We start from the raw sequence: 16,474 nt of genomic DNA, 5'->3' as shown, positions 1-16,474 counted from the left end.
GCTTGTCCAATCGCCTCCGGGCGGGTGCCGGGTGGGCCTCGCCGGCATCCCGCCGGGTGCGTCAGCTCGCGGACTCGAAGGCCTCGTAGATCCGCTTGGGGATCCGGCCGCGGGGCGGGACCTCCATGCCGTTCGACAGCGCCCAGGCGCGGACCGCGGCCGGGTCGGGGGCGACCGAGGTGCGCCGGTACGCCTTGCCCGACCGGCTGCGCCGGCGCCCGGCCTCCACGTAGGGGTTCAGGACGTCGCGGAGCCGGTCGGCGTTGGCGGCGGACAGGTCGATCTCGTAGGAACGCCCGTCGATGCCGAAGGTGACCGTCTCCGCCGCTTCTCCGCCGTCGAGGTCGTCGGAGAGGGTGACCACTACGCGCTGGGCCATGAATATCGGTCCTTTCGTGCGCCTCCGGACGTCTGTGGCCATCCTGACGTGCAGGGGAGGCCCCGGGGTCCTTCGGGGCGTGATTGTTTTGCGGAATGCAGTGGAACACATTCCGCGGGGGATCGCATGATTATTTCCACGCCGCACCCCGATGCAATCGGGACGATACGTTTCCCCGCCCGATTTCCCCAGAGGCTGTCGGCGCCGATGCGCAAATGTGACGGCACCTTTGATATCTACTCGCGTAGATTTTCACACCGGGTACTGTGAAGGGACCCCTACGCACCACACCACCGGGAGTGCACGTGGCACGCGTCGTAGTCGACGTCATGCTCAAGCCGGAGATCCTCGACCCCCAGGGCCAGGCGGTGCAGCGCGCGCTGCCGCGTCTGGGCTTCGAGGGGATCTCCGACGTCCGCCAGGGAAAGCGCTTCGAACTCGAGGTGGAGGGCCCGGTCGACGACGCCGCCCTCGCCCGGATCCGCGAAATGGCGGAGACCTTCCTCGCCAACACCGTGATCGAGGACTTCACCGTGAGGACCGAATCGTGACCACCCGTATCGGGGTCGTCACTTTCCCCGGCAGTCTCGACGACATGGACGCCCGGCGCGCGGTCCGCCTCGCCGGCGCCGAGCCGGTGCCGCTGTGGCACCGGGACAAGGACCTCCACCAGGTCGACGGCGTCGTCCTGCCCGGCGGCTTCTCCTACGGCGACTACCTGCGCTGCGGCGCCATCGCCCGGTTCTCCCCGGTGATGGAGTCGATCGTCGCCGGCGCCAAGGAGGGCCTGCCGGTCCTGGGCATCTGCAACGGCTTCCAGGTGCTCTGCGAGTCCCACCTCCTGCCCGGAGCGCTGACCCGCAACGACCACCTGCACTTCATCTGCCGCGACCAGCGCCTGCGGGTCGAGAACGCGGACACCGCCTGGACCTCCTCCTACGAGGCCGGCCAGGAGATCGTCGTCCCCCTCAAGAACGGCGAGGGCGGCTACGTCGCCGACGAGCGCACCCTCGACGAGCTCGAGGCCGAGGGCCGCGTTGTCGCGCGCTACCTGGAGCTGAACCCCAACGGCTCCCGCCGCGACATCGCCGGCATCACCAACGAGGCCGGGAACGTGGTCGGCCTCATGCCGCACCCCGAGCACGCCGTCGAGCCGCTCACCGGCCCGACCACCGACGGGCTCGGCTTCTTCACCTCGATCCTGAAGCGCCTGGTGAACACCCCATGAGCCTGGACACCGTCAAGCACGCAGCCGAGACCCCCGAGACCGAGCTGCCCTGGGCCGAGCTCGGCCTCAAGCCGGACGAGTACGAGCGCATCCGCGAGATCCTCGGCCGCCGCCCGACCGGCGCCGAGCTCGCCATGTACTCGGTCATGTGGTCCGAGCACTGCTCGTACAAGTCGAGCAAGGTCCACCTCAAGCAGTTCGGCGAGAAGGCCCCCGTCTCCGACGCCATGCTCGTGGGAATCGGCGAGAACGCCGGCGTCGTCGACGTCGGCCAGGGGTACGCGGTCACCTTCAAGGTCGAGTCGCACAACCACCCCTCGTACATCGAGCCCTACCAGGGCGCGGCCACCGGCGTCGGCGGCATCGTCCGCGACATCCTCGCCATGGGCGCCCGCCCGGTCGCGGTGATGGACCCGCTGCGCTTCGGCGCCGCCGACCACCCCGACACCCGGCGCGTGCTGCCCGGCGTGGTGGCCGGCATCGGCGGCTACGGCAACTGCCTGGGCCTGCCCAACATCGGCGGCGAGGTCGTCTTCGACTCCTGCTACCAGGGCAACCCGCTGGTCAACGCCCTGGCCGTGGGCGTGATGAAGCACGAGGACATCCACCTCGCCAAGGCGTCCGGCGCCGGCAACAAGGTCATCCTCTACGGCGCCCGCACCGGCGGCGACGGCATCGGCGGCGTCTCCGTGCTCGCCTCCGAGACCTTCGACTCCACCGGCCCGGCCAAGCGCCCCGCCGTCCAGGTCGGCGACCCCTTCCAGGAGAAGCTCCTCATCGAGTGCACCCTGGAGGTCTTCAAGGAGAAGCTGGTCGTCGGCATCCAGGACCTCGGCGGCGCCGGCCTGTCCTGCGCCACCTCCGAGCTGGCCTCGGCCGGCTCCGGCGGCATGCGCGTCGAGCTGGACACCGTGCCGCTGCGCGACTCCTCCCTCTCCCCCGAGGAGATCCTGATGAGCGAGTCGCAGGAGCGCATGTGCGCGATCGTCGAGCCGGACAAGGTCGGCCGCTTCCTGGAGATCTGCGAGAAGTGGGACGTCATCGCCACCGTCATCGGTGAGGTGACCGACGGCGACCGCCTGGAGATCTTCTGGCACGGCGAGCAGATCGTCGACGTGCCCCCGCGCACCGTCGCCCACGAGGGCCCCACCTACCACCGGCCCTACGCCCGCCCCGAGTGGCAGGACGCACTCCAGGCCGACGACGCCGCGAAGCTGCCGCGCCCGAAGGACGCCGGGGAGCTGCGCGAGCAGGTCCTGAGGCTGGTCGGCTCCCCGAACCAGGCCTCCAAGGCGTGGATCACCGACCAGTACGACCGGTACGTGCTCGGCAACACCGTCCTGGCCCAGCCCGAGGACTCCGGCATGATCCGCGTCGACGAGGAGACCGGCCTCGGCGTCGCGGTGGCCACCGACGGCAACGGCCGCTACGCCAAGCTCGACCCGTACACCGGGGCGCAGCTGGCCCTGGCCGAGGCCTACCGCAACGTCGCCGCGACCGGCGCGAAGCCGCTGGCCGTCTCCGACTGCCTGAACTTCGGCTCCCCGGAGGACCCGGCGGTCATGTGGCAGTTCGCCGAGGCCTGCCGCGGCCTGGCCGACGCCTGCCAGGTGCTGGGCACCCCGGTCACCGGCGGCAACGTCTCGCTCTACAACCAGACCGGCGAGACGGCGATCCACCCCACCCCGGTGGTCGGCGTCCTCGGCGTGATCGACGACGTCGCCCGCCGCACCCCGATGGCGTTCGCGGAGCAGGGCCAGCTGGTCTACCTGCTCGGCGACACCCGTGAGGAGCTGGGCGGGTCGGCCTGGTCGCAGGTGGTCCACGACCACCTCGGCGGCCTGCCGCCGGCCGTGGACCTGGAGCGGGAGCGGCTGCTCGCCGAGATCCTGATCGCCGGATCCCGGGACGGCATGATCGACGCCGCGCACGACCTGTCCGACGGCGGCCTGGTCCAGGCGCTCGTCGAGTCCTGCCTCAAGGGCGGCCTCGGCGCGCGGATCGTGGTGCCGGACGCCACCGACCCGTTCGTGTTCCTCTTCAGCGAGTCGGCCGGACGCGCGATCGTCTCCGTCCCGCGCAGCGAGGAGCTCCGCTTCACCGACATGTGCGGTGCGCGGGGCCTGCCGGCCACCCGCATCGGCGTGGTCGACGGCGACGCGCTGGAGGTCCAGGGGCAGTTCTCGATCCCGCTCGCGGAGCTGCGGCAGACCCACGAGGCGCTCATCCCCTCCCTGCTGGCCTGAGCACCGCCCAGGCGGCCCTCCCGCCACCGGCCGGGCCCCGCAGGCGCACCGCCTGCGGGGCCCGGCCGCGTCCGGGGCCCCGGGCCGGTTCCGCCGGACGGGGTGCCCCGGCCGGGCCGTTCTCCGCCACCCGCCCGCGGAATCCGCCGTCGGACGGGTTTGCCCGAAGGCACGGCGGCTAGTGTCGGGAGCATGCCGCAGTCCTTCCCGTCGCCCTTCGCCCGACGCCGCGCCCGCCGCCACGACCCGGCCAGGGTCCGTGCGGCGCTCACGGCCGAGGTGACCGCGCTGCGCGCGACGGTCGCCACCCTGACCTGCTCCCCGGCCGCGGACGCCATCCTGCACGGCCCGACCAGGCTGGGGGACTGGACGGTGCGGGACCTGGTGGTGCACCTCGCCATGGGGCTGGAGGCCCTGCCGGAGCGGCTGGAGGCCCCGGCGCCCACCGGGCCCGTCCTGGACCTGCAGGAGTGGCTGCGCGGCCAGGGGGAGCTGTCCGAGGACGAGGTCCGCGCCACGGCCGGGGAGCTCGCCCGCGCCACCGCGGAGAGGGCCGCCGCCCTGGCCGACGGCGGCCCGGAGGCCGTCTCCCGGTACTTCGAGGAGGCGGCGGACCGGTTCGCCGAGGCCCTCGGCCCCGCCTCCGGGCGGACGCTGGTGCCGATCCGGACCGGGGCCATGACGGTCGACGACTTCCTGGTCACCCGCCTCCTGGAAGCCGTGGTGCACGCCGACGACCTCGCCGCCGCGGTGCGGCAGGCGGTGGACTCGGGCGACCGCTGGGGCAGCGGCGCCCCGGCGGCCGCCGCCCAGGTCCACCACGAGGGCGCGGCCCCGCCCCTGGGCGCCGGCCCCGACGCCTTCCCGCACGACCGGCAGGCCCTGGCGGCCGTGGTCCGGCTGCTGGCCGACGGGCTCGCGGAGCAGGCCCCCGGCGGCTCGGTGGAGGTCAGGGTCCCCCCGTTCGCGGTGGTGCAGTGCGTCCAGGGCCCCAAGCACACCCGGGGCACCCCGCCCAACGTCGTGGAGACCGACCCGCTCACCTGGATCCGTCTGGCCACCGGCCGCCTGGACTGGGAGCAGGCGCTCCGGGAGCACTCCGTGTCCGCGAGCGGCGAGCGTGCCGACCTCGGCGGCGTCCTCCCCGTGGTGCGCTGACCCCGGGGCGGGAGGCGCCCGGGGCGGGGCGCCCGGGGCCCGGCACCAGGCCCCGGCACCGGGGCGGGCAGGGCCCCGAGCAGCGGCGCAGCGCCCCCGGCCCCGTGTGAGGAAAGCCTCAGAAGGGGTTTTCACGGCCCGCGGCGTTCGGCCCTGCCGCCCACCTGCCCTAGACTCGACAACGTGCCACGTGGTGACGGACGACTCAGCCACGATCTCCTCCCCGGTGAGAAGGGCCCCCAGGACGCCTGCGGCGTCTTCGGTGTCTGGGCTCCGGGTGAAGAGGTCGCCAAACTCACCTATTTCGGGCTGTACGCGCTGCAGCACCGTGGACAGGAGTCCGCGGGCATCGCAGTGAGCAACGGCTCCCAGATCCTCGTCTTCAAGGACATGGGCCTGGTCTCCCAGGTCTTCGACGAAACCTCCCTCGGCTCGCTCACCGGCCACATCGCCGTGGGCCACGCCCGCTACTCGACCACCGGTGCCTCGGTCTGGGAGAACGCCCAGCCGACCTTCCGGGCCACCGCCAACGGCTCCATCGCGCTGGGCCACAACGGCAACCTGGTCAACACCGCGGAGCTCGCCGAGCTGGTCGCCGCGCTCCCGCGCACCGGCGGACGGGCCACCCAGGTCGCGGCGACCAACGACACCGACCTGGTGACCGCGCTGCTGGCCGGCCAGACCGACGAGGACGGCACCCCGCTGTCCGTGGAGGCCGCCGCCTCGAAGGTCCTGCCCGAGGTCAAGGGCGCCTTCTCCCTCGTCTTCATGGACGAGCACACCCTCTACGCGGCCCGCGACCCGCAGGGCATCCGCCCGCTGGTCCTCGGCCGGCTGGAGCGCGGCTGGGTCGTGGCGAGCGAGACCGCCGCCCTCGACATCTGCGGCGCGTCGTTCATCCGCGAGATCGAGCCGGGCGAGCTGATCGCCGTCGACGAGGACGGGCTGCGCACCTCCCGCTTCGCCGAGGCGCGTCCCAAGGGCTGCGTCTTCGAGTACGTCTACCTGGCGCGCCCCGACACCGACATCGCGGGCCGCAACGTCTACCTGTCCCGCGTGGAGATGGGCCGCCGCCTCGCCAAGGAGGCGCCGGCCGAGGCCGACCTGGTCATAGCGACCCCGGAGTCCGGCACCCCGGCGGCCATCGGCTACGCCGAGGCCAGCGGCATCCCCTACGGCTCGGGCCTGGTCAAGAACTCCTACGTGGGCCGCACCTTCATCCAGCCGAGCCAGACGATCCGCCAACTCGGCATCCGGCTCAAGCTGAACCCGCTCAAGGAGGTCATCCGGGGCAAGCGCCTGGTGGTCGTGGACGACTCCATCGTCCGCGGCAACACCCAGCGCGCCCTGGTCCGGATGCTCCGGGAGGCGGGCGCGGCGGAGGTGCACATCCGCATATCCTCCCCGCCCATCAAGTGGCCGTGCTTCTTCGGCATCGACTTCGCCACCCGCGCCGAGCTGATCGCCAACGGCCTGTCGGTCGACGAGATCGGCACCTCGCTGGGGGCGGACTCGCTGGCCTACATCTCCCTCGACGGGATGATCGAGGCGACCACCATCGACAGGCCGAACCTGTGCCGCGCCTGCTTCGACGGCGAGTACCCGATGGACCTGCCCGACCCGGAGCTGCTGGGCAAGCACCTCCTCGAGGAGGAGACCTCCGCGCCGGCCAAGCCGGACGTGGACGGCGTGGGAACCCTGCTGGGCGGTGCGGGGGCCGCGGACGCGCTGCGGCGTCCGTAGGGGCCCCTCGCCAGACGGGGTCCCGCACCGGGCGGGGCCCCGCGCAGACGGGCTCCGCACCCGCGGGGCCCGTACCGCAGGGGCCCGGCGCCGCGGGGCCGAGCCCCGCCCGTCCGGTCTTCCCGCCCCGTGCGGCAGACCCCCGCAATGACACCTGAAGGAACCATCCCCATGACTGGTGCCAGCTACGCCGCCGCAGGCGTGGACATCGAGGCCGGCGACCGCGCCGTCGAGCTGATGAAGGAGTGGGTGGCCAGGGCCACCCGCCCGGAGGTCGTGGGCGGCCTCGGCGGCTTCGCCGGGCTCTTCGACGCCTCCGCCCTCAAGCGCTACGAGCGCCCGCTGCTGGCCACCTCCACCGACGGGGTGGGGACCAAGGTCGCGGTCGCGCAGAAGATGGACCGGCACGACACCATCGGCCGCGACCTGGTCGGCATGGTCGTGGACGACCTGGTGGTCTGCGGCGCCGAGCCGCTGTTCATGACCGACTACATCGCCACCGGCAAGGTGGTGCCCGAGCGGATCGCCGCGGTGGTCAAGGGCATCGCCGAGGGCTGCGCCCTGGCCGGCTGCGCGCTGGTCGGCGGCGAGACCGCCGAGCACCCCGGCCTGCTGGCCCCGGACGAGTACGACGTGGCCGGCGCGGGCACCGGCGTGGTCGAGGCCGACCGGGTGCTGGGCGCGGACCGGATCCGCCCGGGCGACGTGGTGATCGCCATGGCCGCCTCCGGCCTCCACTCCAACGGCTACTCCCTGGTCCGCCACGTGTTCTTCGACACGGCCGGCTGGGCCTTGGACCGGGAGGTGCCGGAGTTCGGCCGCACCCTGGGCGAGGAGCTGCTGGAGCCGACGAGGATCTACTCGCTGGACTGCCTGGCCCTCACCCGCACCACCGAGGTGCACGCCTTCTCCCACATCACCGGCGGCGGACTGGCGAACAACCTGGCCCGGGTCGTCCCGGACCACCTGCACGCCTCGCTGGACCGCTCCACCTGGACCCCGGACCCGGTCTTCACCCTGGTGGGCGAGCTCGGTTCGGTGGCCCGTCCCGAGCTGGAGAAGACCCTGAACATGGGCGTCGGCATGGTCGCCGTCGTCCCCGAGGCGTCGGTCGACGTGGCGCTGGCCACACTGGCCGACCGCGACGTGGACGCATGGGTCCTCGGCGGCGTCACCGAGCGGGGCGACCACCGCGAGGCGGTGACCCTCACCGGCGACCACCCGGCCTGAGACGACAAAGCACCGGTCCGGGGCGGGGCCCCGGACCGGCCGGAAGACGATCCTGTGCGCGGAACTCAGGCGCGGCGGCGTGACGAGGAGGGGTTCGGCCCCTCGTCGTCCTCGTCCTCGTCGTCGTTGTACATCGCCCCGTACTTTGCGTAGGGGTCATCGTTCAGCTCGTCATCGTCATCGAACGGCTCGGCATTGACCGGCCGTGATGTCGATGCGCCCAGCTCTTCGGCCAGACGTGAAAGGTCCGTCCCACCGCTGTTGTACTTCAGCTGGCGGGCGACCTTCGTCTGCTTGGCCTTGGCCCGGCCGCGCCCCATGGCTCGACCCCCTCAACGACGGGGCTCGACGGCCCCGAGTCTTGACACGCGTTCATGATCTGGAACGGTCTCTCAAATGAGAGACCGGACCGCATGGCTTCAACGGTACCTGCTTCCGCAGCCGTACGGTACGTCGCCCGCACGACGCGCCCGCTAAGGAGTGCCGTTTCAGCCCTGTACCGGCTGGTCACCCGAGATTTTACCTTCTGACCGGACCGAGTGGTGCGGGTGGGCCTCCGTCGGCCTGTCCCGGGCGCTCCGGGCCGCCGGGAACGGCCCCGCGGCGCCTTCCGGGGCAGGCCTGCGTGCCCGGCGGCACACGGGCCGCCGGGCGGCCGCCGTGCCGTCCCCGGGACCCGTCGGCCGCCCCGCGGCCCCGGGAGGGCCGGAGGGGGCGGGGTCAGGCGGTGGGCGGCATCCAGCGGTCGGCGGGCGTGCGCTCCGCCATGCGCTGCTCGGCCAGACGGTCGGCGGCCACGGCTGGCGGGACGCCGTCGGCGGCCGCACGGGTGAAGATCGCCAGGGTGGTGTCGAAGATCTTCGACGCCTTGGCCCTGGCCCGTTCGAAGTCGAAGCCGTTCAGCTCGTCGGCGACCTGGATCACGCCGCCGGAGTTCACCACGTAGTCGGGCGCGTACAGGATGCCGCGGTCGGCCAGGTCCTTCTCGACGCCCGGGTGCGCCAGCTGGTTGTTGGCCGCGCCGCAGACCACCTTGGCGGACAGGGCGGCGACGGTGGCGTCGTCCAGGACCCCGCCCAGGGCGCAGGGGGCGAACACGTCCAGCTGCTCGCGGACCAGCGTGCCGGTGTCGGCCACCGCGGCCACCTGCGGGTGCTTGGCGCGGACCGCGTCCACGGCCGCGGGGCGCACGTCGGTGATCACGACCTCGGCGCCGTCCTCGACCAGGTGCTCCACGAGGTGGTTCCCGACCTTGCCGATGCCGGCGACGCCGACCCGGCGGCCGCGCAGCGTGGGCTCGCCCCACACGCGCTGGGCGCTGGCCCGCATGCCCTGGAAGACGCCGTAGGCGGTCAGGACCGAGGAGTCGCCGGCGCCGCCGTTCTCGGGGGAGCGGCCGGTGGTGTGGGGGTTGGTGCGGGCGACCACGTCCATGTCGGCGACGTAGGTGCCGACGTCGCAGGCGGTGACGTACCGGCCGCCGAGGGAGGCGATGAACCGGCCGTAGGCCAGCAGCAGCTCCTCGGACTTGTCGACCGCGGGGTCGCCGATGATCACGGCCTTGCCGCCGCCGTGGTCCAGGCCGGCGAGGGCGTTCTTGTAGCTCATGCCCCGGGCGAGGTTCAGCGCGTCCTCGACCGCCTCGTCGTCCGAGGCGTAGGCGTGGAAGCGGGTGCCGCCCAGGGCGGGGCCCAGGGCGGTCGAGTGGAGGGCGATGACGGCCTTGAGGCCGCTCGCCCTGTCCTGGCAGAGCACGACCTGCTCGTGGCCGCCCTGCTCCGACCTGAAGAGCTTGGTGACGACACTGTCCGTGCCGTTCGCCTGACGTACGTCGGTCACTGTGGTGACTCCCGATGCCGAGATGGGCGTCCCGCGGCTGCGGGTGGGCCGCTGGGACTTTGGTGAGGTCAGAGTAGAGCGCGGGGGGCCCGGTGCCCATGCCCGGTGTGCCGATGTTGTGCAGTTGTTCCTTCCTCGGAGGGACACCGGACGTGCGACGATGCGAGCGGCGGTGTCCGGTCCGAGGCGGTGAGGGAGCCAGCGTGGCGCGTTCGTCGGTAATGGTCCCGTACGCCTCGTACCTACGGGTCTACGAGCCGCTGGCGGCCTTCCCGGAGCCGGAGCGGTCGTACTGGTACGCCTATGCGGGGCGCGGTGCCGCCCCGGGCGCGCAGGAGGAGCTGCGCGCCTCGCTGGCGGGCCTGGCGCGGGTCCCCCAGGCCCCGGTTCCCGACCGGGAGAGCAGGGAGGCGTTCGTGGCCGAGGTGGGCGGGGTCGTCCACGTCTGCCCCTGGCGCACCAGGCTGCGGGGGTGGCTGGCGCTGAAGGAGCTCAAGGAGGAGCTGCCGCCGGCGGTGCTGGACGCGCTGCTGCCGCCCGCGGTGCGCGGCCGCCTGGAGGCCGACCATGAGCGGTGGCGCGGGGAGAACCCGGATGCGCGGCCGTGGATCCGCTCCGCGGCCTGGCACGTGCCGGTGCGCTGGTTCGTGCTGTTCGACGACGCGGAACGGGTCTACGAGCCGGCCGGCTTCGGCGGTCCGGTCGCGGACGGCGGGGAGTCCGGGGCGGAGGGGGCCGGAACGGAGGGGGCCGGGGCGCAGGAGGGCGCGGACAAGCCCCGGCCGGTGCCCTCGCTGCGTTACCGTACGCCGATGGCCCAGGCCCGCCGCAGGGTCGCGCGGGGCCTGCGGGCCCTGCGGGAGGCCTCGGAGGAGGACTCCATGATCGAAAGCCTGGTAGATGTAGGGCGCTGGCTCGAGGACTTCCATCCGCGCTCCCTGGTGGAGCTGGACTACGGCGGCCTCGTGCACGTGATCCCCGAGGGGCGGCTTGCGCAGGACCGGTCGGCCGCGGACGTCGGGGAGGGGCTTGCCGCGCTCCGCGAGGGCGACGGCGTGGCGGCCGGGCGTGCGTACGAGCGGCTGACGGCCCGTTGGCGCGGTGTCCGGGAGCTCCAGTACGCCAGCTGACGTCTCTCTGACGGCATGTCATCCGCTGCGTTAGCCCTGCCCGATCCGGGGCAATGGTGTAAAGCGTGACGGAGAGCACTAAGCAGATCACTTGCCCTCTTGGCCACGTCCTGTGTCAAAATAGGACAACGGCTCCCCGAGGGGCTGGAATTGATGCGGCCGATCATGCTGTGACTGATGGTTACCCCGGAGTGACTGTCCGCTATGGCCCGGTCCATCGGCTTCCGTCGAGGTTGAACACCTCAGAGGGCAATTCCATCGGTTTGGCCGACGAGGCTGGACTGATGGTGTAGTTGTAGTGCCGAGGACAAGCCGTTCGTCCTATTACCGACTCGGCCCGCGTCCGCTCATTCCGGGCAGCGCGGGTCAAGGTGCAGAATTTAGAGGAAAGAACCGTGTTGGTTCGGTTCTCCCGAGGAGGCCGCTCATGACCGCTCGCACCCCTGATGCCGAGCCGCTGCTGACCCCGGCTGAGGTCGCCACCATGTTCCGCGTGGACCCGAAGACGGTCACGCGCTGGGCCAAGGCCGGCAAGCTCACGTCCATCCGCACGCTCGGCGGCCACCGCCGCTATCGCGAGGCGGAGGTCCGTGCGCTGCTCGCGGGCATTCCGCAGCAGCGCAGCGAGGCCTGAGACACCCCGCGGACGTCCGGGTCCCCCAACCCGGAGCCGTCCGCCCGTGAGGCCCCTGTCTCCATCAGGGTTTTCAGCTGAGATCACGTCGGACTCCGCCGGGTCCGACGTGATCTTTTTTGTGCGCCGGGCATGTGTCCCGCTGGGGAACTTCGGGCACTTCTGAGAGGTAGTGCAATTTTACATATTAAATTTCTGATTACCGGCGAGTCGCCTGGCTCACACTGATCGGGACCCAATTCGTGTGACTCGCGTCACATAACCGTCGGTGATCCCCGGGGTGCCGGAGAAGTCCCGGAGGGGCCCGTGCCGGGCGGTGGAGGGGGATGCGGCCGCCGGCCGCGGGGTTCGGCTCCGGGGCCCGGCCGCCGGGCCGCCGGCACGCGGTCGGAAGGCGCGCCCCCGGACCCCCGCCGCGCACCCGCCCGGAGCACGCCCCGGAGTGCACCTCTGGCCGCACCCTCGCCGCGCCCCGGGGCACGCACGAAGAACGGCCCGGGCTCCCTCTCGGGAATCCGGGCCGTTCGCTGTGCGGTCCTGACGGGATTTGAACCCGCGGCCTCCACCTTGACAGGGTGGCGAGCACTCCAAACTGCTCCACAGGACCAGGTTTCGCTGGTGCTTTGCGCTTGGCGCGAGACAGACAGTACTGCATCGCGGGACCCCAGGTCGAATCGGCTTTCCGGCGGGCCCGGGAAGTGTCCCGGGCCCGCCGGTCCTCAGCCCCCCGCCCGCTCGATCGCCTTGAGGATCCGCTTGTCCGAGACCGGCTGCGGGGTGCCCAGGGCGTGCGCGAAGTAGCTGACCCGCAGCTCCTCGACCATCCAGCGGATCTCCCGCACCTCCTCCGGCACCGGCCGTCCCTTCGGCAGGCGGTCCAGGAGCTCCCGGTGGGCGTCCTGCATGGCGTGCACCTTCTCCATCCGCGCCCGGTCCCGTGCGGGGTCGCCGGGCAGCTTCTGGAGCCTGCGGTCCATCGCCACCAGGTAGCGCACCAGGGACGGCAGCCTGCGCCGCCCGGTGGCCGTCACGAAGCCCGGGGGGATCAGGGCGGCCAGCTGCTCCCTCAGGTCCGCCAGGGCCGGCAGCAGCACCGGGCTGTTGGTGCTGCGCAGTCGGTCCTCGACCGCGTGGGCGGCCTTGAGGACCTCCAGGACCACCGCGACCGTCTCCGCCGTCGCGTCGGGCAGGCCGGCCCGCACACGGCCGGACAGCGCCGTGAAACCGGGCTCGTCCCACGCGGGCCCGCCCGCCGCCGCCATCAGCCGGTCGGCGGCCGCCGAGACGCAGTCGTCCAGCAGCGCCTGGACGCTCCCGTGGGGGTTGTGACCAAGGGTCAGCTTCGACCGGTTGTCCAGCTTCGACTGCACGAACTTCGCGGGGGAGGGGGCGCCCAGCAGGATCAGCCGGCGGGTGCCCGCCCACATGGCGGCCCGCTGCTCGGCCTCGGTGTCGAACAGCCGCACCGCCACCGAGGAGCCCTCGTCGACCAGGGCCGGGTACGCCTTCATGGTGTTGCCGCGGGTGCGCTGCTCGAAGGTGCGCGGCAGCGTGCCGACCGTCCAGGAGGTCAGGCCGCCGCGCTCGATGCCCTTCTCCGCCGCGGCCTCGGAGATCGCCGCGGTGGTCTTCGCCCGCAGCCTCAGCTTCAGCGCCTCCAGGTCCTTGTCCTCGGCCAGCCTGCGCCGCCGGTCGTCCACGATCCGGAAGGTCGGACGCAGGTGGTCCGGCACCTTCGCCCAGTCCCACACGTCCTCGGGCACCGGGAAGCCCGCCATGCGCTGCAGCTCCCGGCCCAGCGCCGCGGTCAGCGGCTCGTCGCCCGGCTCCACCCGCTGCAGGAACGCCTTGGCGTAGTTCGGCGCGGGCACGAAGTTGCGCCGCACCGGCTTGGGCAGGGAGCGGATCAGCTCGGTGACCAGCTGCTCGCGCAGACCCGGGATCTGCCAGTCGAAGCCGTCCGGGACCACCTGGTTGAGGATCGCCAGGGGCACGTGGACGGTGACGCCGTCGGCGTCCGCCCCGGGCTCGAACTGGTAGGTCAGGCGCAGCCGGTGGGGTCCCTGGACCCAGAAGTCCGGGTAGTCGGCCGCGGCCACCCCGCCGGCCTTCTCGTTGATCAGCATCGACTTCTCGAAGCTGAGCAGGTCCGGGGAGTCGTGCCGGGCCTTCTTCCACCAGCTGTCGAAGTGCGCCCCGGAGACGACGTGCTCGGGGATCCGCTCGTCGTAGAAGTCGAACAGCGTCTCGTCGTCCACCAGGATGTCGCGGCGCCGGGCGCGGTGCTCCAGCTCCTCGACCTCGCCGAGGAGCCTGCGGTTCTCGTGGAAGAACTTGTGGTGGGTGCGCCAGTCGCCCTCCACCAGGGCGTGGCGGATGAACAGCTCCCGGGAGACCTCCGGGTCGATCCGCCCGTAGTTGACCTTCCGCTGCGCCACGATCGGCACCCCGTACAGGGTGACCCGCTCGTAGGCCATCACGGCGGCCTGCTTGAGCTCCCAGTGCGGCTCGCTGTAGGTGCGCTTGAGCAGGTGCCCGGCGAGCGGCTCGATCCACTCCGGCTCGATCCGGGCGTTGACCCGGGCCCACAGCCGGGAGGTCTCCACCAGCTCGGCCGACATGATCCAGCGCGGCGGCTTCTTGAACAGGGCCGACCCGGGGAAGACCGCGAACTTCGCGCTGCGGGCGCCCAGGTACTCGTTCTTGTCGGTGTCCTTGAGCCCGATGTGGGAGAGCAGGCCGGCCAGCAGGGAGAGCGTCACCCGCTGCGGGTCGGCGTCCTTGTCGTCCAGGTGGATGCCCATGGTGCGGGCGACCTGCCTCAGCTGCTGGAAGATGTCCTGCCACTCGCGCACCCGCAGGAAGTTCAGGTACTCGTTGCGGCACATCCGGCGGAACGCGGACGAGGACAGCTCCCGCTGCTGCTCCTTCAGGTACTTCCACAGGTTGAGGAAGGCCGTGAAGTCGGAGTTCTCGTCGGCGAAGCGCCGGTGCTTCTCGTCGGCCGCCTGCTGCTTGTCCGCGGGGCGCTCGCGCGGGTCCTGGATGGACAGCGCCGCCGCGATCACCATGACCTCGCGCACGCAGCCGTTGCGGTCGGCCTCCAGCACCATACGGGCCAGCCTGGGGTCCACCGGCAGCTGGGAGAGCTTGCGGCCCAGCGGGGTGAGCCGCTTGCGCGGGTCCTTCTCCTTCGGGTCCAGCGCCCCCAGCTCCTCCAGGAGCTGCACGCCGTCCTTGATGTTGCGCGGGTCCGGCGGGTCGATGAACGGGAACGCGGAGACGTCGCCCAGGCCCGCCGCGGTCATCTGCAGGATGACCGACGCCAGGTTGGTGCGCAGGATCTCCGGGTCGGTGAACTCCGGCCGGGAGAGGAAGTCCTCCTCCGAGTACAGCCGGATGCAGATGCCGTCCGAGGTGCGGCCGCAGCGGCCCTTGCGCTGGTTGGCGCTGGCCTGCGAGACCGGCTCGATCGGCAGCCGCTGCACCTTGGTGCGGTGGCTGTAGCGGGAGATGCGGGCGGTGCCCGGGTCGATCACGTAGCGGATGCCGGGCACCGTCAGCGAGGTCTCGGCCACGTTGGTGGCCAGCACGATCCGGCGGCCGGTGTGCTGCTGGAACACCCGGTGCTGCTCGGCCGAGGACAGTCGCGCGTACAGCGGCAACACCTCGGTGAACCGCAGGTTCTTCTTGTTCAGCGCGTCGGCGGTGTCGCGGATCTCCCGCTCCCCGGAGAGGAACACCAGGATGTCGCCCGGGCCCTCCCGGCCCAGCTCGTCCACGGCGTCGCAGATCGCGGTGATCTGGTCGCGGTCCGGGTCGGGGTCCTCCGCGTCCGGGTCGACGACCGGCCGGTAGCGCACCTCCACCGGGTAGGTGCGGCCCGACACCTCGATGATCGGCGCGTCGGAGAAGTGCCGGGAGAACCGCTCCGGGTCGATGGTCGCCGAGGTGATGACGACCTTCAGGTCCGGGCGCTTGGGCAGCAGTTGCTTGAGGTAGCCCAGGATGAAGTCGATGTTGAGGCTGCGCTCGTGCGCCTCGTCGATGATGATCGTGTCGTACTGCTGGAGCATCCGGTCCTGCTGGAGCTCGGCCAGCAGGATGCCGTCGGTCATCAGCTTCACCAGGGTGCTCGCCCCGACGTGGTCGGTGAAGCGGACCTTCCACCCCACGGCCTCGCCCAGCGGCGTCCCCAGCTCCTCGGCGACCCGGTCCGCCACCGTGCGGGCGGCGATCCGGCGCGGCTGGGTGTGGCCGATCAGGCCCCGCACCCCGCGCCCCAGCTCCAGGCAGATCTTCGGGATCTGGGTCGTCTTGCCCGACCCGGTCTCGCCGGCGACGATCACCACCTGGTTGTCGCGTATCGCCTCGAGGATGTCGTCCTTCTTGCGGCTGACCGGCAGCGCCTCGGGATAGGTGATCCTCGGCACGGCCGCGCGCCGCTGCTCCACCCGCAGCTCGGCCTGGTCGAGGTCGGCGGTGATCTCGGCCAGGACCTTGGTCCGGGACTCCGCGTCGCGGATCCTGCGCGCGCCGTCGAGCCGCCGGCGCAGCCGCCGCTCGTCGCGCAGTGTCAGTTCGGGAAGCCGAGCCAGGAGGTCGGCGATGGCCGGGGCAGTCGAAGAACTGGACATAGGGGTCCCAGGATCTCACCTCCGCCCCGCAGCGGCCGAACCGTTTTGCCCCGGGCACGCGGACCGGCTCCGCCGTACGTGGCGAAGACCACACCCCCGCACCCCCGCGGCCGTCCGGCCCCCGGGGGAAGACCCTTTCCGGCAGCCTTCCGGGAGGGCCCCGCGGCGGGGGAGGAGCCGGGACCTCCCCCGCCGGGCCGCCGGGCCGCCGGCGCACGCGCCGGTGCGCCGAACGACGCGAGGCCCCTTC

General features: G+C 72.2%; 12 protein-coding genes and 1 tRNA gene. 8 read left to right on the top strand and 5 right to left on the bottom strand.

The features are described 5' to 3' along the window. Nucleotides 1-61: 61 nt before the first annotated feature. Nucleotides 62-379, bottom strand: a complete 318-nt coding sequence (locus tag GQS52_RS11610) for an Lsr2 family protein (RefSeq protein ID WP_182313323.1) — start codon at nt 377-379, stop codon at nt 62-64. A 305-nt stretch (nt 380-684) separates the two neighbouring features. Here GQS52_RS11610 and purS point away from each other — a divergent pair, with 305 nt between their 5' ends. From purS to purM, 6 genes are all read left to right on the top strand, one after another. Then, nucleotides 685-930, top strand: a complete 246-nt coding sequence (gene purS / locus GQS52_RS11605; RefSeq protein WP_182313322.1) for a phosphoribosylformylglycinamidine synthase subunit PurS — start codon at nt 685-687, stop codon at nt 928-930. Next, nucleotides 927-1,607: a phosphoribosylformylglycinamidine synthase subunit PurQ gene (gene purQ / locus GQS52_RS11600; RefSeq protein ID WP_182313321.1), complete on the top strand. Its 681-nt coding sequence runs from the start codon at nt 927-929 to the stop codon at nt 1,605-1,607. Before purS ends, purQ begins: the two co-directional genes overlap by 4 nt. Beyond that, on the top strand, nt 1,604-3,853 hold the full coding sequence (gene purL / locus GQS52_RS11595) for a phosphoribosylformylglycinamidine synthase subunit PurL (RefSeq protein ID WP_182313320.1): 2,250 nt from the start codon (nt 1,604-1,606) through the stop codon (nt 3,851-3,853). Before purQ ends, purL begins: the two co-directional genes overlap by 4 nt. A gap of 192 nt (nt 3,854-4,045) precedes the next feature. Continuing rightward, a complete protein-coding gene (locus GQS52_RS11590; RefSeq protein WP_182313319.1) occupies nt 4,046-5,011 on the top strand; it encodes a sterol carrier family protein in 966 nt (321 codons plus the stop codon). Nucleotides 5,012-5,194: 183 nt separating this feature from the next. Next, nucleotides 5,195-6,754 (top strand): amidophosphoribosyltransferase, encoded by a 1,560-nt coding sequence (gene purF, locus GQS52_RS11585; RefSeq protein WP_182313318.1) that lies wholly within the window; start codon nt 5,195-5,197, stop codon nt 6,752-6,754. Nucleotides 6,755-6,925: 171 nt separating this feature from the next. Beyond that, nucleotides 6,926-7,984: a phosphoribosylformylglycinamidine cyclo-ligase gene (purM, locus tag GQS52_RS11580; RefSeq protein ID WP_182313317.1), complete on the top strand. Its 1,059-nt coding sequence runs from the start codon at nt 6,926-6,928 to the stop codon at nt 7,982-7,984. A gap of 65 nt (nt 7,985-8,049) precedes the next feature. Here purM and GQS52_RS11575 read toward each other — a convergent pair whose 3' ends face one another. Then, entirely contained in the window at nt 8,050-8,304 is a 255-nt protein-coding gene (locus tag GQS52_RS11575) for a DUF3073 domain-containing protein (protein ID WP_182313316.1), read from the bottom strand. A gap of 400 nt (nt 8,305-8,704) precedes the next feature. Then, nucleotides 8,705-9,823, bottom strand: coding sequence for a Glu/Leu/Phe/Val dehydrogenase dimerization domain-containing protein (locus GQS52_RS11570; protein ID WP_182313315.1), 1,119 nt, complete (start codon nt 9,821-9,823; stop codon nt 8,705-8,707). 221 nt (nt 9,824-10,044) lie between these two features. Here GQS52_RS11570 and GQS52_RS11565 point away from each other — a divergent pair, with 221 nt between their 5' ends. Together GQS52_RS11565 and bldC are read left to right on the top strand one after the other, a co-directional pair. Beyond that, entirely contained in the window at nt 10,045-10,953 is a 909-nt protein-coding gene (locus GQS52_RS11565; protein WP_182316374.1) for a hypothetical protein, read from the top strand. A 427-nt stretch (nt 10,954-11,380) separates the two neighbouring features. After that, a complete protein-coding gene (gene bldC, locus GQS52_RS11560; protein ID WP_003949541.1) occupies nt 11,381-11,587 on the top strand; it encodes a developmental transcriptional regulator BldC in 207 nt (68 codons plus the stop codon). Nucleotides 11,588-12,119: 532 nt separating this feature from the next. Here bldC and GQS52_RS11555 read toward each other — a convergent pair. Next, nucleotides 12,120-12,194: transfer RNA gene (locus GQS52_RS11555), tRNA-Asp, on the bottom strand. A 112-nt stretch (nt 12,195-12,306) separates the two neighbouring features. Next, nucleotides 12,307-16,224: an ATP-dependent RNA helicase HrpA gene (hrpA, locus tag GQS52_RS11550; RefSeq protein WP_182313314.1), complete on the bottom strand. Its 3,918-nt coding sequence runs from the start codon at nt 16,222-16,224 to the stop codon at nt 12,307-12,309. Between the last annotated feature and the right edge of the window lie 250 nt (nt 16,225-16,474).

The sequence above is a fragment of the Streptomyces sp. SCUT-3 genome (assembly GCF_014083985.1).
Lineage (GTDB): Bacteria > Actinomycetota > Actinomycetes > Streptomycetales > Streptomycetaceae > Streptomyces_H > Streptomyces_H thermolineatus.
This window is presented reverse-complemented; position numbering and strand designations above follow the sequence as displayed.